Source organism: Serratia sp. 3ACOL1 (assembly GCF_003668775.1).
Lineage (GTDB): Bacteria > Pseudomonadota > Gammaproteobacteria > Enterobacterales > Enterobacteriaceae > Chania > Chania fonticola.
This window is the reverse complement of the sequence record NZ_CP033055.1, coordinates 2,946,115-2,967,954: the sequence shown is the minus strand read 5'-3', so window position 1 is coordinate 2,967,954 and position 21,840 is coordinate 2,946,115. Positions and strand designations below refer to the sequence as shown.

Below are 21,840 nucleotides of genomic sequence, written 5' to 3'. Positions count from 1 at the left end.
CTTTCGGTTTGAAGCCCTGAGTCATCTTTCAAGCGTCAGCGTTTACTTCACATCGACCTGATAGAAAATGTGTTTGCCGAACGGGTCGATTTCGTATCCGGTGACCTCTTTACGCACTGGCTCAAAAATCGTCGAGTGGGCAATCATCACCGCAGGCATCTGATCGTGCATCATCTGTTGGGCTTCTTTGTACAGCGCTACACGTTTTTCGTGGTTACTTTCGGCGCGAGCTTCCAGGATCAGCTTATCAAAAGGCTGATAGCACCACTTCGACGAGTTAGAGCCGCCGTTGGCTGAGGTACAACTATACAGCGGGCCAAAGAAGTTATCCGGGTCGCCGGTTGCCGTGGTCCAGCCCATCAGTGCGGCTTGATGCTCGCCGTTTTTCACCCGCGTCAGGTACTCGCCCCACTCAAAGGTAACCACTTTGGCCGTTACGCCCACTTTCGCCCAGTCTGCCTGGATCATCTCGGCCATGCGCTTGGCATTCGGGTTATATGGGCGCTGAACCGGCATTGCCCACAGATCGATGGTCATGCCGTTGGCGAAACCGGCTTCTTTCAACAGCGCTTTGGCCTTCTCAGGATCGTAATCGTAGTCTTTCAAATCCGCATCGGCACTCCACACGCCTGGCGGCAGTATATTTTTCGCCGCAGTGCCAGTACCTTGGAATACTGCCTCGATGATTGCCGGTTTATTGATGGCCAACGCCAACGCCTGACGGACCTTCACATTATCCAGCGGTGCCTTCTGGGTGTTAAATGCCAGGAAGCCGGTGTTCAAACCCGCTTTTTGCATCAGGTTGATGTCTTTATTTTCCCTCATGCGCGGCAGGTCTGCCGGGTTAGGGAACGGCATCACCTGGCATTCATTTTTTTCCAGCTTGGCGTAACGGATCGACGCGTCCGGCGTGATAGAGAACACCAGACGGTCGATTTTCGCTTTGCCCTGCCAGTAATCAGGGAAGGCGCTAAACAGGATGCGGGAGTCTTTATGATATTGCTTCAGTTCAAACGGCCCGGTGCCAATCGGGTCCATATCCACACGCTCTGGTGTGCCCGCCTTCAACATGCTACTGGCGTATTCCGCAGAGAGAATTGAGGCGAAATACCAGCCTAAATCGGCAACAAACGGCGCTTCCGGATGAGCCAGCGTGAAACGCACGGTATGGTCATCAACCTTGTCGATCGCGGTGATTAGCTTGCCGAACTCCAGGCTTTCGAAGTTGGAGTAGTTGCCATTGGAAACGTTGTGATAGGGATGGTTTGGATCTTTCTGGCGCATAAACGAGAAGATCACATCATCGGCGTTAAAATCGCGCGTTGGCTTGAAATATTTGTTGCTCTGGAACTTCACCCCTTGGCGCAGATGGAAGGTGTACACCTTACCGTCTTCGCTGACGTCCCAGCTTTCTGCCAGGCTAGGCTGCAGTTCGGTGGTGCCGACTTTGAAATCCACCAGTCGGTTATAGATCGGCACCGCGCTGGCATCTACGCTGGTCCCGGAGGTGTAGAGTTGCGGGTTAAAGTTTTCTGGTGAACCTTCTGAACAATAGACTAACGTTTTTGCTGCTACCCCAGAGCTTATTGAGAGCGCTGCTATGGCCAGCGCAAGCTTTGTAATTTTAATTATCATCACTATCTTCCTGTTGGTGAGCCTACCACTGAAAAATAAAGCTTGTACTAAAGCGCTTAATAAATAACATTAAATTTACATTGTCAGCAAACAACATCGAACGATAACAATGAGGTCAACGCTAGCCTCGGTAAAGGCGGTAGTTGGCAAAGATAAACTCTAACGAAAGGGTGAATTCTGAAAGATTGCTCTGGTGATCCTAGCCATGGAAGCCTTGCAAACGGGATGCGTTCATATACAACACAATGTCTTCACCGCTCGCCACGCAGTTAACCCAACGTTTCTTCCGCTACCTGGCCGTCACCAGCCAGAGCAACCCAGCGGTAAGTACTTTGCCCAGCACTCCTGGCCAGTTCGCTATGGCGGAGATGCTGGCTGAGGAACTACGCCAACTCGGCCTGGATAATGTGGTTATTGACGAACATGCCACCGTCACCGCAGTGAAAAAAGGCAACGTACCCGGCGCTCCACGTATCGGGTTCATCACCCATATCGATACCGTTGACGTCGGTTTATCGCCGGACATCCATCCACAAATCTTGCGCTTTACCGGTGAGGACTTGTGCCTGAACGCGCAGCAAGATATCTGGCTACGCATTGCTGAACACCCGGAAATCAAAGCCTATCCGGGGGAAGAGATTATTTTCAGCGACGGCACCAGCGTGTTGGGGGCGGATAACAAAGCGGCCGTCGCGGTAGTGATGACGGTGTTGGAAAACCTTACCGCCGAGGACCAACACGGCGATATCGTGGTGGCGTTTGTACCGGATGAAGAGATTGGCCTGTGCGGTGCCAAAGCGCTGGATCTGGCGCGTTTCGACGTCGACTTTGCCTGGACCATCGACTGCTGCGAATTGGGCGAAGTGGTGTATGAGAACTTCAACGCCGCCAGCGCCGAACTGCGCTTTACCGGCGTGACCAGCCACCCGATGTCTTCCAAAGGCGTGCTGGTGAACCCGCTGCTGATGGCGATGGATTACATCAGCCACTTCGATCGCCAGCAGACTCCTGAGCATACCGAAGGGCGTGAAGGCTATATCTGGTTTAACGGCATGCAGGCATCACAAAGCGAAGCGCTGCTGAAAGCCAATATCCGTGATTTTGATTTGGCGAACTTTGAGCGCCGCAAACAGCAGATTGGTGAAGTTGCGGAGAAGATTGCTGCGCAATATCCCACTGCCCGCGTTGAGTATCACATCACCGATACCTACAGCAATATCAGCAACGCCATCACCGATGACCGCCGGGCCATAGATTTGATTTTTGCCGCACTGGCCGAGTTGAACATTGAGCCTAAAGTCATCCCGATGCGCGGCGGCACAGACGGTGCTGCGTTGTCCGCCAAGGGGTTATTAACGCCCAACTTCTTTACCGGAGCGCACAACTTCCATTCGCGGTTTGAGTTTTTACCCCTTAAGTCGTTCGAGGCTTCCTACAATGTGGCGTTAACGCTGTGTAAGCTGGCGGCTAAATAAGGGCGGATATCGCTTCAACATTATCGCAACCAGGCTTGTTCAAGCCTGGTTAGCGAAAGTTCTATTGGTTTGGTTAATTCCAATAAACAAGAAAGCCGCTATTTTTTCACTATCCCTGAAATATCATTGGTATTGATCAGATGATAATCGCCGTTCATGCCGGTATAGCTGGTCATACCGCTACTGCGGTCAGTGTCAGGTTCACCGTGAGCCTGTAGGATATCGCCATATTTAGTCGTGATAATGTAGTCACTGGTGCAACCCGCCAGCGCCAGTGTTAGGACAATGAGAGGCAGAAAAGTCAGTTTTTTCATTAGGTAACAGGCTCTTTTCATTTTAACTGCCTCATATTACAGACAAAGTGGCCCGAGATGCAAAGGCTACCTTGTTACACTTCAGCGCGTTTGGGTTTCAAAGATATCCGTCGACAAATGGGTGTAGTCCACCTTCTTGAGCTTAAAGTTGGTGATATAGACGGGGCCGGCTTTTTGCTCGGAAAGAAACGAGTATTTCGGCGTTAGCTCTTTGGCTTTAATCCCGGTCCACGAGGCGAAAAAGGTCAGGAAATCATTGGCTGAACGAGGGGCTTTAATCAGGCGGTGTGCGGTGTCATCGCTGGAAAGCACCATAAAGGGGACCTGAAAATTTTGCTGAAACTGGTCATCGTGCGCCAGATATTGCACCTGGGTACCGCGCTCTTTAAACGCCAGACCGTGATCGGAGAAGTAGACCATTGAGAAACTTTCCCCGGTGTCGCGTAACTGCTGATAGAGCTGTTTCAGCAGGTTGTCAGTTTGCGTCATGGTGTAAAGATAGCAGGAGGTCTCTTTGGATTGCACAAAGTCCGCGTATTTCCCCTGAGTCCGGTCGCAGGCTTGCGGATGTGAACCCATCAGGTGCAAGACGATCAACTGCGGGTTAGTGCTGCGTGGGGCGGCAAAAACCTGGGCGGTCATCTTGAGCAGTGTTTCATCATGGGTATTCTTATCCGCTTCAAAATCACCGTTTTTCAGGAACTGCACTTCATCGGCACGTTTGGCAATGCTGGCGATGGCGGTGTCATATTCACCAATTTGGCCTTGGTTGGAGAACCACCAGGTCTGAAAACCTGCCCGATTGGCCAACGTGACGAAGTTATCCTGATACTGCGGCTTGCCGTTAATGACACGGGTTAACGTCATGCCGAGCGATTTCTGTGTTGATCCGCTGGCCGCAATATAGTTAAGCAACAGCGTACCGTTTACGTGGCTGGCAAAGGGGGTATTGTCCCAGTGCCCACCAAACGCCCCTAAGGCATCTCGCCGCGCGCTTTCGCCGATCACTACCATGTAGATATGATATTTCGGTTTCACCGCCAGCACGTTCCAGGAATCTTTCAGCTGTGAAAACGCCTGCATACGGGCTTTTTCATCAATCACTTCCTGGTTATTGGCGATCACATCTCTGACGAAACGAAACACGGGATAACCAGAATCGGTCAATTTAAACACGCCACCGTACGCCAGATTCTGTACTGGCGTGACAAAAAAGCAGACCACGCTGATGGTGAGACATAAGCTCTGGAGGGTGTTCCAAGCCCCTTTCGGGGTTGGCTTACGGCGCAATGCGATAATGCCCAGTGCCAGAATAAACAGGGACACCAGATAGCTGTACCACGGGAAGATGGTCAATATCTCGCTGGACTCTTCCACCGTAGTCGAGTGTAACGCCAGCAGGGTATTAAAATTGGGCGAGCCATAGGCCTGAGAAAATGGGAAATACATGGCGGCGATGAGGCTACACAGCCCGATCACACTCTTTTGCAAGCGCGGGCTGAGGCGCCACAGCAGCAGTAACACACAACTGAACGCCACGGCATACAGCAGACTAAATGGATAGCCCAGAGCGAAGTTGATCAGCAGCGACTGCAGGAAGTAAAAGCCTGTCCACGGGGTTAGGGTGACGTCACGCGCTGCCAAGGTATCTTTAACCGTTGAATTCATGTTTACCGAAAGTTATCAAATGCCGTGTGGTAACTCTGACAAGAAAAGAGTCATAAATCCGTTTGGTTGACGGAAAGGGGAGGAGGGATAGACCGCATCCAGCGAGCCGCAACATGTACCCGGATGCGAGAAGATAGAGCCGAATGAAAACAAGATCAACTGATAATTATCGGCTGTTTTGAGAGGTTGATTGCAATTTCGAACGTAAGGAGAGGTAACGGTAGGAACGTGCTGATTTTCAAGAAAAATGCAGGCCCCTCAGTGAGGACGGATCGCTATCAGTACGCCCCATTTCTGGAATAACGCAATCAGGTTAATCAGTGATTGCCGGAGTTGGAGTAACGCTACTGTCGCTTAAATCTGGCGTTATTGAAGCGGGGGCGGAAATATCCTCGGACGAGGAGTGTTCAATCAGCTTAAATAGCTCGATCCGTTCATCAGCGGTAAAATCCCGCCATTCGCCCAGTGGCAACCCTTTCAGTACGATGTTCATAATACGTTCGCGCTCAAGCTTGATGACTTCATAACCAAAATATTTGCACATGCGGCGGATTTGGCGGTTAAGCCCTTGCACCAGGGTGATGCGAAACACCTGCGGGGCTTCTTTCTCCACTTGGCATTTTTGAGTCACCGTGCCCAGGATGGGGACGCCCGCACTCATGCCCTGAATAAACTCATCGGTCACCGGTTTGTTGACGGTCACCAGATACTCTTTTTGATGATTGTTGCCAGCACGGAGGATCTTATTGACCAGTTCGCCGTCATTGGTCAGGAAAATCAGCCCTTGGGAGTCTTTATCCAGGCGGCCAATGGGAAAGACGCGTCTGCTGTGATTAACGAAATCACCGATGTTATCCCGCACGTGCTTCCCCATGCTGGTGATGATGCCAACAGGCTTATTCAGTGCGATAAGCACCAGATCGCCCGCATCACGCGGTTCGATCGGCTGGCCGTTAACTTTCACCACATCCCCGACCAATACCTGATCGCCCACTGAGGCTAACTTGTCGTTGATGAAAACGTTGCCTTGCTTGATGTGGCGGTCGGCAGAGCGACGAGAACAAATGCCGCTGTCGCTAATGTATTTGTTCAGGCGGATAGATGAGTGAGTGAGCATGGTTTCCCCGTTAAACGCGAACTATACATTACCTGGGGGGCATGACGTCTCCTTTTTGTTTTTTGACGCTATTGCATGATTGACCTCACTGGCTGCAGCCTCAATAATGGCATACGTCGACACGGGGTGCCCTTAGGGGCTGAGAAATTACCCGTATTACCTGATCTGGATTATGCCAGCGTAGGGATGTCGCGGTATCTCAACCGGTACCCGCCTTCTTGAACGCCGGTTGGGGGCATTATGTTTACTCGACCTGAAGTGTTACCCGGCACCCGTGCCGCGGCCTGTTTTAACCAATTTAAACGCCAACCTCCATTGATCCATTGCCTGACCAACGAAGTGGTGCAAGAGCTGACGGCTAACGTGCTGCTGGCGCTTGGCGCTTCTCCAGCCATGGTGGTGGAACCGGAAGAGGCCGCGCAGTTCAGCCGCGTGGCCGATGCGCTGTTGATCAATATCGGTACCCTGCACGCAACGCGGGCAGAATCGATGTTAGCCGCCATTGAGGCTGCCAATCGTGCTGATAAACCCTGGTTACTGGATCCGGTTGCCGTTGGGGGATTGGAATATCGCGCTACCTTCGCCCGCCGTTTGCTCACCCTGAGGCCAGCAGCGATCCGTGGCAACGCGTCGGAAATCATTGCATTGAGTGGCCTGCAGACCAGCGCCCGTGGCGTGGATAGTCAGGATGACTCGCTGGTGGCGTTACCCGCAGCACGCGTATTGGCACGTAATTGCGGGGCCATTGTGGCCGTCACCGGTGAGACAGACTACATCACCGATGGTGAACGAGATTGGGCCGTCACGGGTGGCGATGTATTGATGACGCGCGTGGTGGGGACGGGCTGCGCGCTTTCGGCCGTCGTGGCAGCATTTTGCAGTTTGCCGGGCGATCGGCTGGATAACGTTGCCACCGCTTGTCGGGTGATGGCGCTATGTGGTGAAAGGGCCACGGCGAAGTGTTCTGGCCCTGGCAGCTTTACTGCTGCCTTCCTGGATGCTCTCTACCACCTGCGCATGGAGGATCTGCTATGAAACGGATTAACGCTCTCACCATCGCTGGCACCGATCCTAGTGGCGGAGCCGGTATTCAGGCCGATCTGAAAGCCTTCTCCGCGTTGGGGGCCTATGGCACCAGCGTGATCACTGCGCTGGTGGCGCAGAACACCCGTGGCGTACAGTCGGTATATCATATCGAACCGGCATTTGTGGCCGCCCAGTTGGATTCGGTACTCAGCGATGTGCGCATCGACAGCGCTAAAATTGGCATGTTGGCCAATGCCGATATCGTGCGCTCAGTGGCCGAGCGCCTAGGCCATTACAAGCTACCTTATGTGGTGCTGGATACGGTGATGCTGGCTAAAAGTGGTGACCCGCTGCTGGCACCGGAAGCGGTGGAATCCATCCGCCGTGAGCTAATGCCATTGGTTTCCATTATCACGCCGAACTTGCCAGAGGCCGCTGCTTTGCTGGCCTGCGCTCCGGCACAAAACGAATCGCAAATGCGTGAGCAGGGCCACGCATTGTTGGCGATGGGCTGTCAGGCGGTGTTGATGAAGGGCGGCCACCTAAGTGAAGAGGAAAGCCCAGACTGGTTATTTACTCCCGGCTTTGAGCAGCGCTTTAGTGCGCCGCGCATAGCGACCAGGCACACGCACGGCACCGGTTGCACCTTATCTGCGGCACTGGCTGCCCTGCGCCCACGCCACCAGAACTGGGCCGATACCGTGGCAGCGGCAAAAAACTACCTGCAACTGGCTTTACAGCAGGCCGATAGCCTGGAGGTGGGGCAGGGTATTGGGCCGGTACACCATTTCCATGCATGGTGGTGAGCCTGAGGTTGAGTTTATGCTGGCGAAACGGGTGGCGGCATTAACCGAAGATATTGGTGACAAGCAGAGAACCCTAGCCAAAATGTCGGAAGAAATGTCGGAAGAAATGTCGGAAGAAATGTCGGAAGAAAATTTATCACCGCTTCCAGGAAGGAAAGCGGTTAATCAGGGTTGGGGTAACCAAAAAAGGGTACTGGCAGGTTGTCTGACGAAAAACGCTGAGCCAACTTTCCCGTTTAATTGTGGTCTGAGCTACTTGGAGCTACGCTTTTGATTTACCGAGGGAGAAGACCATGATAGGAAAAAAGAGGTTGCTGGGAGCCCTGGTTGCGACCCTGCTTGGATTTAGCACCGGCAGTTTTGCCGAACAGATTATCACTGCCTCAGATCTGATCCAGCAGCCGGGCTACCAAACCAGTTGGAAAAATATGGTGAAGGGCCAAGCACAGTTACCGGGTTGGGCGCGCAAAGGGATCGGCACTTCCACGCCAGCCGAAACCGTCACCTGGCAAGGGCAAAGCTACCAGATCGGTAATATCTGCAAGCCGCATGACTGCGCCAATAACTTTATGATTGTGGCTTTTAAAGCAGACAAGTCCCAGGCTTGGGGCGTGCGGGTTGAAGTGCCCAATAAGCCGCAGGCCATCGATCATCCGAAGAAATACGCCAAATATCAATGGCTGGGTAAACCGGATGATCAGATGAAAGCGTTGCTGAAGAAGCAGTTTGAGGGTAATCCAGACTGGAAGTAACGCTGCTGAGGGGCAAAGCTACGCGCCAGGGTAGTTAAGCGGGCGTAGCATGCTACGCCCCTACGTGATATCAGCCGATCCCGGCCTGATGCAGGTCGTGCAGGTTGATTGCCCCTACCAGTACGCCATCGATGTCCACCACCGGAGCGGCGCTGATATGTTGTTCGTGCAGCGCTTCCAGGGCTTCCCCGGCACGCCACTGTTCTGGCAACCGGTAGCCGGGGCGAGTGATCGCCGGGCTGAGGCCGTCATTGAGGCTATTGCCATTCACCAACCAGCGGCGCAGGTCACCGTCTGTAAACACCCCCACCACTTTTTGCTGTGCATCACATACGGCTACCAAGCCTAGGCCGGTACGGCTCAACTCCAGCATGGCTTCCATCACGTTGGCGCTTTCTTGCACCATCGGCAGACGATCGCCGGTACGCATCAAATGATGGACGCGATTTAGCAGGCGAGCACCCAGGCTGCCACCTGGATGGGAGCGGGCAAAATCCTCGGCATTAAAACCGCGCTGGCGCATCAGGGCCATCGCTAATGCATCCCCCATCATCAGCGTAGTCACTCCGCTGGAGGTTGGTGCCAGGCCCATCGGGCAGGCTTCACGTTCAACGCTGATATCTAACGTACAGGCAGCCCCGAGCGCCAGTGGCGACTCTTTGCCACCGGTCATGGCAATGACTGGGATCTTGCTCTCTGCCAGCAGAGGCAGGATCAGATCCAGTTCTTTGGCGCGGCCTGAATAAGAGATAAAGATCACCACATCATCGGTGCCGATCATCCCCAAATCGCCATGCAAGGCTTCCGCCGGATGGACGAAAAACGACGGGGTGCCAGTGCTGGCCAATGAAGCGGCAATCTTCTTGCCGATATGGCCGGATTTACCAATACCGGAAATCACCGCCTTGCCACGGCAGTTGAGCAGCAGTTCACAGGCTTGGACAAAGTTGTCATCCAGGCGTGTCAGCAGGCGCTGCGCTTCGGTCAGCTCAATTTCCAGCGTTTCACGGGCAAAGTTGAGCAGGGCAGTGGCGTTACTCATCAAGGGGGTCTCCTACCAGAATGATTTTGATACCTTTGGCCTGTAGCGCAGCCAGGTAATCCGGGTTGATGCCGTTATCGGTGATCAGGGTATCCACAACGCTCAGATCGCACACCACGTTGGGGCTTTTGCGGCCAAACTTCGAGGAATCGACCAGCAACACAATGCGGCTGGCGGCTTCACACATCGCCTTGCTGACATTATGCACCTCATTAAAGGTGGTGACACCCGCATTGAGGTCGACACCGTCGGCCCCAATAAACAGCTTATCGAAGCTGAACTGCTGAAATGCCGACTCTGCCAGGCTGCCATGGAAGGAGGCGGATTTTTTACGGTAGGTGCCGCCGGGCATCAGGATGGTTTGATCGTTATCCAGTTCCACCAGCGCGTTAACGATAGTCAGGCTGTTGGTCATCACGGTGATGTTATTGAACTGCGCCAGATGGGGCACCATCTGCAATACCGTGCTGCCTGCGTCAAAGATCAGCGAATCACCATCGTCGATCAGCTTGATGGCCGCATAGGCGATCTGGCGTTTCTTTTCGGTGTTGATATGGGTTTTACGATCGATGGGCTGATCGCCATCGTCACGGCTAAGCACCACGCCGCCATAGGTGCGGATCACCTCGCCTTCTTCTTCCAGCAAGGTGAGATCTTTACGGATGGTGGTGCCGGTCGTGGAGAAATGCTCTGCCAGGGCATCCACTGCCGTTTTGCCATGCCGCTGCAAGTATTCGAGGATAGCGGCTTGCCGCTGCTTTGGTTTCATAGAGATCCCTGTTCACAAGAGTTGACCATTCCTCTCGGTGATATAGTTCACTATGAAAGGTAATGTCTTTTAATGTGAAAATATCATGATTTCGGTGCGATCGCTAACGATAGTGCAGTTTGGCATGCCCGATCCTCAGGGAAGATCACATCTGGGCAGAGTTGTTGCTGGTGCATGCCATGTAACTGTGTGAGTTGTTTCGGCTGGGCGAAGATGGTCAGGCCGCGCATCAGCATGCTGCCACATACTCGCTGCTGGGCGTCAAACGCCAGTGCCAATACCACGCGGGGTTTGAACCGGCCCCCAGAGCGGCCAACGCCCACTGTGCCCAACTGGCATAGGCTCTCGAACGCGCGGTTAAAGCGTTGGAGCTGCCACCAACCCAAGGCGATTTGCAGCAGCCAGGCGATAACGGCGAAGGTAATGAGTGCGCTGGTCATACGGTTGTTCTCCTGTGTGAAGATAAAGGTGAGAGTCCGGTGATCGTCCCCTCACCCTAACCCTCTCCCACAGGGAGAGGGGACTGTACGTGCTACGAATTAACTTTCGTACCTAGCCATTGAGCCTATGCCACAGATGATCTCCAGCACCTTACCGCGACACCGAACTGGCTCCCTCTCCCTAAAACAGGTGTCCATGAGGAGCACGGTCTATGCATTGGGAGAGGGTGGGGGGCTGTTAGGTACATATTTTAGTTAGCCCTTATTCCCAGCCCGTAAATCAGAACATCACCTGCCCGCCAGTAATGTTAATCGACTGGCCGGTGCAGTAAGAGGCTTTATCGCTGGCATAAAACAGCAGCGTGTTCAGCACGTCCTGGTAGTCACAGCCGCGTTTCAGCGGCACCTTATCGGTGTAATATTTCTCAACTTCTTCCGGCTTGATGCCCAGCTTCTGCGCATATTGCGGCAATAGCGACTGGAACATCGGCGACTTCAGCAGGTTACCGAGCATCAGAGAGTGCACGGTAATACCGTAATCGGCCAGATCGAGCGCCAGCGACTGCGTCAATCCAACTCCTCCGAACTTGGCGGCGCTGTAGCCGGAATTATGCTTGCTGCCGACCTTGCCGGATTTAGAGTTGATTTGAATGATGCGCCCGGCAATACCGTCGCGGATCATCAGGCGAGAGAACTCGCGGGCACACAGGAAATAACCCACCAGGTTCACCTGCAAGGAGCGGTCAAAATCCCCCAGTGGGAAATCGGTGATCGGCGCGGCTTTGGCCATCCCGGCGCTGTACACCAACAGGTTGGTCTGACCGAAAGCCCGGTCGACCGCACCAGCCAGCGCGATAACGCTGGCCTCATCGGTGGCATCGGCCTGGAAACCGATGGCGCGATCGGCCCCGAACTCCTGATTGATTTGCTGTGCCACCAGATTGGCGTTGTCGGCATTCAAATCGGCGACCGCAACGCGATAACCCGCTTCAGCCAGGCCATGGCACAGGAAAGCCCCCAACGTTTGGCCACCGCCAATCACTACAGCTACTTCAGACATGTTCTACTCCTTATGCGATAAATTTCAGTGTGCTGCCTAACGGGATATCAGCGGGCGTGCTGCCTGTTACGTGGATCGTGCCAGGGAATTCGGCCTGAGTTTCTCCATCAAAACGTACGGTGATATGGCCCAGTTCGCGCAGGTTCTGGGTGGCAACTTCTCCGACGGCGGTGATGGGATAGCGCCGATCGCCAAGCTCCATTACGCCCCCGGTTTGTAATTCACCAGCGGTCTCGCCGTGCTGGTGGATGAAGCAGTACTCTTCAATATCTGCAGGAGCGCCTTCGCGGAAGGTGATCAGCATGTTGTCCAACAGTGCGTCACGGGCGCAGCCGCCAATCTGGGTGATAGTGGTCTGGAAAATGGTGCTCATGGTTTTCCTCCGGGCAATTTATTGATAGATAAAGGCCGATGCGGCCCAGGCGATCAGTACCGTAGGTGCGCCAGTGAGGAAGCGCCCAACCAGTACCGAAGGGACGCCGACACGCACCGTATCCTGCTTGGCCTCTGCCAGGGACAGACCCACCGGGATAAAGTCACAGGCGGCCTGGGCGTTAATGGCGAACAGCGCCGGGAGTGCCAACTGAGGGGGAATATGGCCAAGACCAATCTGTACGCCCACCAACACGCCGATGACCTGAGCGATGACGGCGCCAGGGCCGAGGAACGGTGAAAGCAGGGGGAAGGAACAGATCAGCGCCAACGTCACCAAGCCGATTGGGCTGTTGGCCAGCGGCGTCAGGCCGTGGGCGATAAAGTCACCCAGACCAGAGGCCATGATGATGCCGATCAGCGCCGAGACGAAGGCCATAAACGGCAGAATGGTTTTTAACACGGTGTCGATGGTGTCACGCCCAGACTGGAAGAACACCGCCACCACCGAGCCCATACCCATGCCAACCTTGGCCAACAGGCCATCGCTCTGTTCGGTGATTTTTTTGCTGGTATCGTAGTCACGAACCTTTGGTTGTGGCTGTTTTTCGGTGAGCGGAGGAGTTTCAGCCCCTTGTGCAACCTCAATCAGGCTGATGTTGTTTTCCCGTACGCCGGAAACGTAAATATCCTCCAGAATAAACTGTGCCAGCGGACCAGAGCGGCCAGTTGAATGAATATTGATAGTCGGGATGCGGCGTTTAGGGTAGATGCCACAACGCAACGTCCCCCCACAGTCAATAATCGCCAGACCAATCTCTTCCGCCGGTGGTTCGCCTTCTTTGAAACCGTCTACCGCAGGCCAGCCGGTTAAATCGCTGAGTTTGTCGACGATCGCCGGGCGGGTACCGGCGGTGATATAGACGATTTTCTTACCTGGCTCGATAGGTAACTGTAGTGGGCCACCCCAGCCGCCAGCACCTTTCTCAATACGGATATAAGCACTCATGCTGCGCTCCACAAATTAAAGTTGAACCTGGCGATCCAGTTGGATGCCCATCTTGCGTTCAAATATGCTGGTGGTGAGATCGGTGATCCAACCGCGGAAGAAGTTAGTGAACAGTCCAACCAGGAAGTAACTCACTGCCAGAGGAGCCAACGGCAGGCCAAGCGTGGTCAAACCGCTGGCAATTCCGAGGTAAACGAACAGTTCACCAGGGTTGATATGAGGGAACAGGCCGTTCATGGAGTGGCAACTGTAGGAGGCTGCGGCGTAATAACTGGGTTTATATTTCTCTGGCATAAAACGTCCGAGACTCAACGTCATCGGATTACAAAACACAAAGGTGCCGATCAGGGGGAGTAGCAGGTAGCGTGAAACCGGGTTACCGGCACAGCGCTGTGCCAAACGTTCGATACGTTCCTGGCCAACAAAGTTGATCAACGCGTTCATGATAACTAACAGGCTGATCAACAACGGTAAAATGCCGGTCACCATACCGACAAACACTTCCCCGCCTTTTTGGAACAGGCCGATAAACCATTCGGCTCCGTGGGTTATTAGCTCAATCATTTTTTTCTCCTGTGATGGATGCTATGGCCTGGAGCGAAGTGCGGCTCTGTCGCCATGGGTCATACAGTAACCACTTTGGTTCGGCTTTTGTTTTAAATGGATCACACTTTGAAAGATAAATATTTTATTGTGAAAGATTAAGTTGAAAGAAAAACAATCATTGATGAAGGGAGAGGGGAGTTAGGACATGAAAAAGGCCCAGCAGAGCTGAGCCTTGAAGACTAATGATTTGATAAATAACGATTAAGCGATGGTGACGCTGTTGTCGAGATAGGTGTCCTGCACGGCATTGATCAGGGCGATGCCATCCTTCATCGATTTCTTGAACGCTTTACGCCCCAGGATCAGGCCCATCCCGCCAGCCCGCTTGTTGATCACGGCGGTACGCACTGACTCTTGCAGGTCGTTTTCCCCTGCCGCGCCGCCAGAGTTGATTAAACCGGCACGGCCCATGTAGCAGTTTGCCAACTGGTAGCGCACCAGATCGATCGGGTGATCGGTGGTCAGCTTGTCATAGACGCGATCGTCGGTATAACCGAATTTCACCGCACGGTAGCCGCCGTTGTTCTCGGCCATTTTCTGTTTAACGATATCGGCACCGATGGTGGCCGCGATATGGTTGGCTTGGCCGGTCAGATCGGCGCTGGAATGATAATCGACACCATCCTTATTGAACGCAGGGTTACGTAGATAGGCCCACAATACGGTCACCATACCCAGTTCGTGAGCGCGCTCAAAGGCGATCGAGATTTCTTCAATCTGGCGGCGTGATTGCTCTGAACCGAAGTAAATGGTTGCACCAACCGCCACCGCCCCCATGTTGAACGCCTGCTCAACGCTGGCATACAGGGTCTGGTCGTATTGCGTTGGGTAACTCAGGGTTTCGTTGTGGTTCAGTTTGACCAGGAACGGGATCTTGTGGGCGTAGCGGCGGGAGACCGAAGCCAGCACGCCGTAAGTGGATGCCACGCAGTTACATCCGGCTTCGATCGCCAGTTCAACGATGTTTTTTGGATCAAAATAGAGCGGGTTGGCGGCAAATGAGGCCCCGGCAGAGTGCTCCACGCCCTGATCGACCGGCAGGATAGATAGATAACCGGTGCCCGCCAGGCGGCCATGGTTGAGCAAGGTTTGCATTGAGCGCAGCACGCTGTTTGGGCGGTTGTTGTCGATCATCACCCGATCAACAAAGTCGCCACCGGGCAGGTACAGATTTTCCGCAGGGATGGTGGTGCAGCGGTGTTGCAAAAGGTCTTCCGCTTCCTTACCTAACAATTGTGCAATATCTGTCATGATTCACTCCCGTTAAAGCTTCCTATACACCGGTAAGTCTGGGTATTTGGCCACCGGCGTAGTCAAAAGCGGTGATTGAAGCTATGCAAAAGATACTAATCAAAACCTGATGATGCGAAGAGACAATAGATGCGATTGAGAATAAATGCCATTTAAACGAGACAACATTCAGTAATCAGATCGCGGAGTAGGGGCGCCGCATGCTGCGCCCGCTTGGTTGTACGTGGCACTTGTTTAGATAATCAGCGGGGTTACTCGGCTTCAAACCAGTCGGTGTTTTGCAGGGCAATCGGGGTGATCGAATAGATCATTTCCTGCAAATGCTCATGAATAGCCCGCTCCGCCGCATCCGGATCCTGGGCTTTCAGTGCCTCAAAAATACGGTAATGCTGGTGGATCAGATTCTCCGGCGGTGACACTTCGCTCAGGCTGAGGAAGCGCACCCGGTCCATCGTCGCTTTGATGGTCTCGATGGTTTCCCACGCCAGGGCACAGTTGGCCATTTGCGTCAGCAGATGGTGGAATTCGTCGTCCAGCGCCAAAAACTCACGGATCTGATTATTCTGTGCCGCCAGCTCCTGGCGATGCAGGTTATGCTCCAGCGTCATCAACTGCTCGGGGGTGATGCTGGTGGCAACGCGCCGCACGATGGCACATTCCACCGCCTGACGGATAAAGCGCCCGTCGGCCACTCGTTTGGCGGAAATTTTCATCACGAAGGTACCGCGCTGCGGCAAGATCTGCACCAACCCGGCTTCAGCCAGTTTGATAAAGGCTTCGCGCACCGGTTGGCGTGAGACGCTGAAACGGGTGGAGATCTCTTTCTCGGAAAGCAACGTGCCCGGTGGGATGGTGCAATCGACAATATCTTTGCGCAGGAAACGATAGATCTGCTGATTGACCGGGACATTATTCGTGAGGACGTACGATTCTGACATGGCGACAATCAATATATGAAAGTAGTAGTGAATGCCACCATACTAGCAGATTAACCTGTGAAAGAGGGCGGATAAATCCACCCGCATTCTAGGCTTTTCTATTAACGCGCCAGCACCCTTGCCACCGTTGCTTTAGCTCCCCGCGCCAACAGTGCCAGATAAGCATTGGTCACGGCATTGACGAAGCGTTGGTTATCCGGCAGGTCGCGTCCGAACACCGAGGTCATTTGCAGTAACGCCATCACGCGAGGCTCACCTTCAGCACTGTTGGCGACGCGCCGGGCAATTTCCTCACGCAAGGGATCGCTGATGTCGATCGGTTGACCCTGTTCGTCCTTACCGCCGACGTAACGCATCCAGCCCGCTACGCCTAGCGCCAGACAGTCAAAATCACGGCCGTTGGCCAGGTGCCAGCGCACCGAATCCAGCATGCGCTGCGGCAGCTTTTGCGTGCCGTCCATGGCGATCTGCCAGGTGCGGTGCTTCAACGCCGTATTGCGATAGCGTGCCAGCAGGGAATCGGCGTATTTCTCCAGATCGGTGCCCGGGGTGTTCAGTGTTGGAGCCTGCTCAGCCAGCATCAGATGGCGGGCGGCCTTGACGTAATGCTCATCCTGCATACAGTCGCTGATGTGTGGGTAACCGGCTAGATAACCCAGATAGGCCAGGAACGAGTGGCTACCGTTCAGCATACGCAGCTTCATCTCTTCGAACGGCAAGACATCGCTGACCAGTTCGGCACCGGCTTGTTCCCATGCCGGGCGGCCCGCAACAAAATTGTCCTCAATCACCCATTGGCGGAACGGCTCGCAGGCCACTGCTGCTGGATCCTGCACGCCGGTTTGCTGTGCGACCAAGGCCAGGGTGTCTGGCGTCACAGCAGGCACGATGCGATCGACCATGGTCGAAGGGAAGGTGACGTAGGTTTCGATCCACGTTGCCAACGCCGGATCGAGCGCTTTGGCATAGGTGGTGATCACGTTACGGGTTACATGGCCATTTTCCGGCATATTGTCGCAAGACATTACGCTGAACGCAGGTTGCCCGGCCGCTTTACGCTGCGCCAAGGCTGCGACGATGACCCCAACGGCGCTCTGCGGCTGATGCGGATTAGCCAGATCCCGCACAATTAGCGGATGATCAAGCTGCAACTGGCCGGTGGCGGGGGAATGACAGTAGCCTTTCTCGGTGATGGTCATGGACACAATCGCCACTTCGGGCTGGGCCAGGGCCTGGAAAACGGCGTCCAGCCCGTCGACCTGCGCATGCAGCGCCTGTTTTACTACACCCACCACCCGGCATTGCCAGGCATCGGCTGACATCTCTGCCACGCTGTAGAGCATATCTTGCTGTTTGAGATCGGCGATTTGTTGCTCGCCGCCGATCAGGTTGATTTCGCAGTAACCCCAGTCGCTGCCGTGCTCCTGTGCCAGGATATCGGCGTATACCGCCTGGTGGGCGCGATGAAAGGCACCAAAGCCCAAATGAACCAGGCGTGGAACCAGTTTGCTACGATCGTACTGCGGAACAATGGCGTTGGCCGCTAACAGCTTGGTATCCATGTTAAAACTCACTGTATGATGGTTTGATAGCCGCAGAACGCTCTCTGCGGCAGAGAATTGAAGGGGGATTAATGACTGCTGACGCGTTGGGCTATCGGGAGCGCTGGGCTTTCCGCGGCATCTTCCGCCAGGCTCAGGTCGCGATCTCTGACTTCTGGCATCAATATCGCTGCCAGCAAGCCGATAACGGAGTACAGGATCATCATGACGGCGATTGGCCACCAGGAGTCGGTCATATTGCAGAAGATACCGGCTAATACCGGGCCGAAGCCGACCGCCACCAAACCACCGGCCTCTTTGGAGATCGCCATGCGGGTAAAGCGGTTACGTGAACCAAACATTTCCGCCATGGTGATGTTTTCCAGCGCAAACAGGCCCAGCACCGCGACGTTATGGATAATAATGATCGAGGCCATAATCACGTTCACCTCATTGGTCTTGTCCACAATCATCGAAATCATTGGGTAAGCCAGAATGATGGCGGAGATATTGACCAGGATATAAGGTACGCGGCGGCCGATCTTGTCGGAGAGCCAACCAAGGAACGGGATGGTAATAAAGCCGATGGCGGAGCTGATCATCAAGGCGTCGGTTGGGATAGCCTTCTCAAACAGCAGGGTTTGCACCAGATAACCGGCCAGGAAGGTCTGGATCAGACCGGAGTTGCCTGCCTGACCGAAACGCAGCCCGGTAGCCAGCCAGAAGGATTTGCTGCTGAACATTGCCGACAGCGAATGGGTATTGTCAGCCACGGCGTTAGCCGGTGTTGCGGTGGTGCTGTCGTCGTTAACCTTTTCAAACACCGGGCTTTCTTTCAGGTTCATACGCAGCCAGATGGCGAACAGCATAACGACCACGCTGGCCAGGAAAGGTACGCGCCAGCCCCAGGCCAGCAGCTCTTCTTTAGACAGGAAGAAGAACATGACGGCCCAGATGGCGGTTGCCGACAGCGTGCCGCAATTGGTGCCCATGGCCACCAGTGAGGAGATAATCCCACGTTTACCTTTAGGCGCATATTCCGCCAGCATGGTTCCTGCTCCGGAAATTTCCGCACCGGCGCCCAGCCCTTGAATAATACGCAGTAACACCAGTAACAGAGGGGCGAAAATACCGATTTGCGCATAGGTTGGCAGCACACCGATTAAGGTGGTGCAGATCCCCATCATGGTAATGGTAATAAACAGCACCCTTTTACGCCCGATGGTGTCCCCCATGCGGCCAAAGAAGAAGGCACCCGCGATACGGGCGATATAACCCGCGCCGTAGGTTCCCATCGCCAAGATTAATGCCATGGCGGCGGACTGTTCCGGGAAAAATATTTCATGGAAGACTAATGCTGCACCTAGCGAATAAAGCTGAAAATCCATAAATTCCAGTGCGGTACCAAGCCAGCCAGAAACGGCCGCCTTGATCAGGTCCGAGGTACTTCTTTCCGGCTGAGTGTTGTCAATTTTTGCGTTCATCATTGTTCTGTTCTCTGCAAATTGTTGTTGTAAGGACGGCAAAGATGAGGTTCAGAAGCCCCTGTTTCTTTCCAGCTACAGCAGGCCGTAGCTGGAAAGTGGTCAGGTCAGAATTTCAGTAAAACCTTACAGCACTGCTTTTGGTCTTTTTCGAAGATCTCCATCGCCTCAAGCACTTGCGTAAACTTGAACTGATGGGTGATCAACTTCTCTGGTTGGATCTGGCGTTGCGTCATCCAGGCAATCACCTGCGGGAAGCGGTTGCTGTTGAGGCGTGAGCTGTAAATCGAGATCTCTTTGCTGGTAATGGCCTGCTGGCTGATCACGCAGGGTTCGGCAGAGAAGCCCATAATGCCAATGCGTGCAGCGGGAGAAGCCAAGCCGATTGCCTCTGGCAGAATGGCCGGGTGGCAGGCTGCATCAATGATCAGCGTTGGCCGGATGCCGAGTTTTTGTAACTCGCTGGCCAAATCAAGCTGGCTGTTGTTGATCACCACATCTGCACCGTTGGCAGTGGCCATCGCCAGGCGCTCATCGATACGGTCAGCCACCACAATCTGTTTAACGCCGTAAACGCCGCGCAGCGCCTGAATAGAGGTGAGGCCCATCGGCCCGGCACCATACACCAACGCCACATCTAACGGGCCAGGTTGCAGTTGGCTACAGATATTGGCGGCAATGGTGAAGGGTTCGACCATCGTGGCTTCGTTGTCTGGAATGCTGTCCGGAACTAGATGGGCATTTTTGGCCGGTAGCGTCACATATTCGCTGAATCCGCCGTCACGGTGCACGCCAATGACCTGCAGTTCTGTGCAGACGTTTGGCCTGCCCACCGAGCAGGGATAGCAATGGCCGCAACTGACAACCGGATCGCCCACTACGCGTTCTCCGATGCGGGACGGGGCGACACCTTCGCCGATAGCGTCGATATGGCCAAAGAACTCATGGCCGATCACGCGCGGGTATTTGGCAAACGGATTATGGCCCCGATAGATATGCACGTCGGAACCGCAGATCCCGGCGCTAGCCACACGGATCCGGACTTCACCTTGCTGCGGCGATGGCAACGGGCGTTCTTCAATCACCAATTGCCCTGGCTGTTGAACAGTAATGCTTTTCATAGAAATTCCTCGGTTTACCAGTTCCACAGGGTGCCGTCTTCCAGGCGCGCTACCGGCAGGTAGGCAGGATCGTAGGGATATTTGGCAGCCAGTTTTTCGTCAAACTCGATGCCCAACCCTGGTTTTTCACCCGGATGCATGTAGCCGTTGTCGAACGTCCAGTTATGTGGGAACACTTCGAGCATCTGTTCGGAGTAGCCCATATATTCCTGCACGCCGAAGTTCGGCACCCACAGGTCAAAGTGCAACGCCGCCGCCATGCAGATTGGTGAAAGATCGGAAGGGCCGTGTGAGCCGGTACGCACCTGATACAGCGAAGCAAAATCGGCGATACGGCGCATGCCGGTGATGCCCCCGGCGTGGGTGATGGTGGTACGGATGTAATCGATCAGCTGCTCTTCAATCAGCTGTTTGCAATCCCAGATGCTGTTGAACACCTCACCGACCGCAATCGGGGTCACGGTATGTTGGCGGATCAGGCGGAAGCACTCCTGGTTTTCGGCCGGGGTAGGGTCTTCCATCCAGAACAGGCGATATTGCTCAACGCTTTTGCCAAAGCGGGCCGCTTCGATTGGCGTCAGGCGGTGATGCATGTCGTGCAGCAGATGTTCGTCAAAACCGAATTTGTCACGTACGGCTTCAAACAGTTTAGGGGTGAAGTCGAGGTATTTCTCGGTTGACCATAGCTGCTCTTCCGGCCAGTTACCTTTGGTCGCAGGCTCATACGCCAGGCCTTTACCCTTGGCCATACCGTAGGTGGTTTTCATTCCTGGTACGCCGCATTGTGCGCGGATTGCCTTGAAGCCCAACTCCTTGTGCTTGGCATAATCGTCCAGCACTTCGTCAATCGAGTGGCCGGTGGTGTGGCAGTACACCATGACGCCGGTACGTGAAGCGCCACCCAACAACTGGTACAGCGGCATATTGGCCGCTTTGGCTTTGATATCCCACAATGCCATATCCACAGCAGAGATTGCCGACATAGTCACCGGGCCACGGCGCCAGTAAGCACCTTTGTAGAAGTACTGCCAGATATCTTCAATTTGATGAGCATCGCGGCCGATCAACTGCGGGCAGACGTGATCTTCCAGATAAGACGCGACCGGCAGTTCACGGCCGTTCAGGGTCGCATCGCCGATCCCGGTTAGTCCACAGTCGGTAGTGATCTTCAGGGTGACGAAATTTCTCCCCGGGCAGGTGACAAACACCTCGGCTTTAACAATTTTCATGACTTCCACATCCTGTTGTTGCTGATAACGTATGAGCGGAAATTAACCTTGAACTAACTACCATACAAGTATGATTTGTGAGAATTGCCGCTGAAGATCACATTTATTGGTGGATCGCAGACATGGGCTGGCGGTTTTATCTTGAGGTAAAAGGAGGGATGTTAGTTCGCAGGCGTGTTCAGGAG

At 54.1% G+C, this 21,840-nt stretch carries 22 protein-coding genes and 1 riboswitch; of the genes, 5 read left to right on the top strand and 17 right to left on the bottom strand.

Annotated elements, in window-relative coordinates; translation table 11 throughout:
- Window positions 1-42: 42 nt before the first annotated feature.
- Window positions 43-1,635, bottom strand: coding sequence for an ABC transporter substrate-binding protein (locus D9980_RS13325; protein WP_121607547.1), 1,593 nt, complete (start codon window positions 1,633-1,635; stop codon window positions 43-45).
- Window positions 1,636-1,880: 245 nt separating this feature from the next.
- Between D9980_RS13325 and pepT the strand changes: the two genes are divergently transcribed.
- Window positions 1,881-3,110, top strand: a complete 1,230-nt coding sequence (gene pepT / locus D9980_RS13320; protein ID WP_121607546.1) for a peptidase T — start codon at window positions 1,881-1,883, stop codon at window positions 3,108-3,110.
- A gap of 98 nt (window positions 3,111-3,208) precedes the next feature.
- Here pepT and D9980_RS13315 read toward each other — a convergent pair whose 3' ends face one another.
- From D9980_RS13315 to rluF, 3 genes are all read right to left on the bottom strand, one after another.
- Window positions 3,209-3,424 carry a YgdI/YgdR family lipoprotein gene (locus tag D9980_RS13315; RefSeq protein ID WP_121607545.1) on the bottom strand — a complete coding sequence of 72 codons (216 nt, stop codon included), beginning with the start codon at window positions 3,422-3,424 and terminating at the stop codon, window positions 3,209-3,211.
- Window positions 3,425-3,505: 81 nt separating this feature from the next.
- Window positions 3,506-5,092, bottom strand: coding sequence for a phosphoethanolamine transferase (locus tag D9980_RS13310; RefSeq protein ID WP_121607544.1), 1,587 nt, complete (start codon window positions 5,090-5,092; stop codon window positions 3,506-3,508).
- 313 nt (window positions 5,093-5,405) lie between these two features.
- A complete protein-coding gene (gene rluF / locus D9980_RS13305) occupies window positions 5,406-6,209 on the bottom strand; it encodes a 23S rRNA pseudouridine(2604) synthase RluF (protein WP_121607543.1) in 804 nt (267 codons plus the stop codon).
- A 112-nt stretch (window positions 6,210-6,321) separates the two neighbouring features.
- Window positions 6,322-6,413, top strand: a riboswitch (TPP riboswitch).
- A 36-nt stretch (window positions 6,414-6,449) separates the two neighbouring features.
- On the opposite strand from rluF, the gene thiM reads away from it, so the two are divergent.
- The 4 genes from thiM to D9980_RS13285 are packed head-to-tail and all read left to right on the top strand — an operon-like array spanning window position 6,450 to window position 8,793.
- The gene (thiM, locus tag D9980_RS13300; protein WP_121607542.1) at window positions 6,450-7,244 is read left to right on the top strand and encodes a hydroxyethylthiazole kinase; all 795 of its coding nucleotides are present in this window, start codon (window positions 6,450-6,452) and stop codon (window positions 7,242-7,244) included.
- Complete coding sequence (thiD, locus tag D9980_RS13295) at window positions 7,241-8,041, top strand: bifunctional hydroxymethylpyrimidine kinase/phosphomethylpyrimidine kinase (protein WP_121607541.1); 801 nt, start codon at window positions 7,241-7,243, stop codon at window positions 8,039-8,041. Before thiM ends, thiD begins: the two co-directional genes overlap by 4 nt.
- Before the next feature lie 16 nt (window positions 8,042-8,057).
- Entirely contained in the window at window positions 8,058-8,315 is a 258-nt protein-coding gene (locus tag D9980_RS13290; protein WP_162304263.1) for a hypothetical protein, read from the top strand.
- Window positions 8,316-8,334: 19 nt separating this feature from the next.
- A complete protein-coding gene (locus D9980_RS13285; protein ID WP_094982774.1) occupies window positions 8,335-8,793 on the top strand; it encodes an inhibitor of vertebrate lysozyme family protein in 459 nt (152 codons plus the stop codon).
- Between the two features lie 70 nt (window positions 8,794-8,863).
- Here the strand turns inward: D9980_RS13285 and gutQ are convergent, their stop codons facing one another.
- The 13 genes from gutQ to manD all read right to left on the bottom strand — a co-directional run bounded on the left by gutQ (window position 8,864) and on the right by manD (window position 21,655).
- Window positions 8,864-9,835 carry an arabinose-5-phosphate isomerase GutQ gene (gene gutQ, locus D9980_RS13280; RefSeq protein WP_121607539.1) on the bottom strand — a complete coding sequence of 324 codons (972 nt, stop codon included), beginning with the start codon at window positions 9,833-9,835 and terminating at the stop codon, window positions 8,864-8,866.
- Window positions 9,828-10,604 (bottom strand): DNA-binding transcriptional repressor, encoded by a 777-nt coding sequence (locus tag D9980_RS13275; protein WP_121607538.1) that lies wholly within the window; start codon window positions 10,602-10,604, stop codon window positions 9,828-9,830. The genes gutQ and D9980_RS13275 overlap by 8 nt, the downstream gene beginning before the upstream one ends.
- Before the next feature lie 83 nt (window positions 10,605-10,687).
- Window positions 10,688-11,044: a transcriptional regulator GutM gene (gene gutM / locus D9980_RS13270; RefSeq protein WP_021807153.1), complete on the bottom strand. Its 357-nt coding sequence runs from the start codon at window positions 11,042-11,044 to the stop codon at window positions 10,688-10,690.
- Window positions 11,045-11,324: 280 nt separating this feature from the next.
- Window positions 11,325-12,104, bottom strand: a complete 780-nt coding sequence (gene srlD, locus D9980_RS13265; RefSeq protein ID WP_121607537.1) for a sorbitol-6-phosphate dehydrogenase — start codon at window positions 12,102-12,104, stop codon at window positions 11,325-11,327.
- A 10-nt stretch (window positions 12,105-12,114) separates the two neighbouring features.
- A complete protein-coding gene (gene srlB / locus D9980_RS13260) occupies window positions 12,115-12,477 on the bottom strand; it encodes a PTS glucitol/sorbitol transporter subunit IIA (RefSeq protein ID WP_021178804.1) in 363 nt (120 codons plus the stop codon).
- Window positions 12,478-12,495: 18 nt separating this feature from the next.
- Window positions 12,496-13,485, bottom strand: coding sequence for a PTS glucitol/sorbitol transporter subunit IIB (locus D9980_RS13255; protein ID WP_024486184.1), 990 nt, complete (start codon window positions 13,483-13,485; stop codon window positions 12,496-12,498).
- 15 nt (window positions 13,486-13,500) lie between these two features.
- Window positions 13,501-14,049, bottom strand: coding sequence for a PTS glucitol/sorbitol transporter subunit IIC (locus D9980_RS13250; RefSeq protein WP_021807150.1), 549 nt, complete (start codon window positions 14,047-14,049; stop codon window positions 13,501-13,503).
- 243 nt (window positions 14,050-14,292) lie between these two features.
- On the bottom strand, window positions 14,293-15,342 hold the full coding sequence (gene fbaB / locus D9980_RS13245) for a class I fructose-bisphosphate aldolase (protein ID WP_021178801.1): 1,050 nt from the start codon (window positions 15,340-15,342) through the stop codon (window positions 14,293-14,295).
- 251 nt (window positions 15,343-15,593) lie between these two features.
- Window positions 15,594-16,280 (bottom strand): GntR family transcriptional regulator, encoded by a 687-nt coding sequence (locus D9980_RS13240; RefSeq protein WP_024486183.1) that lies wholly within the window; start codon window positions 16,278-16,280, stop codon window positions 15,594-15,596.
- Window positions 16,281-16,381: 101 nt separating this feature from the next.
- On the bottom strand, window positions 16,382-17,842 hold the full coding sequence (locus D9980_RS13235; protein WP_121607536.1) for a mannitol dehydrogenase family protein: 1,461 nt from the start codon (window positions 17,840-17,842) through the stop codon (window positions 16,382-16,384).
- A gap of 68 nt (window positions 17,843-17,910) precedes the next feature.
- Window positions 17,911-19,305: an MFS transporter gene (locus tag D9980_RS13230; RefSeq protein WP_202810682.1), complete on the bottom strand. Its 1,395-nt coding sequence runs from the start codon at window positions 19,303-19,305 to the stop codon at window positions 17,911-17,913.
- 107 nt (window positions 19,306-19,412) lie between these two features.
- Window positions 19,413-20,426: a Zn-dependent oxidoreductase gene (locus D9980_RS13225; RefSeq protein ID WP_121607535.1), complete on the bottom strand. Its 1,014-nt coding sequence runs from the start codon at window positions 20,424-20,426 to the stop codon at window positions 19,413-19,415.
- 14 nt (window positions 20,427-20,440) lie between these two features.
- Entirely contained in the window at window positions 20,441-21,655 is a 1,215-nt protein-coding gene (gene manD / locus D9980_RS13220) for a D-mannonate dehydratase ManD (protein ID WP_121607534.1), read from the bottom strand.
- Window positions 21,656-21,840 lie beyond the last annotated feature (185 nt).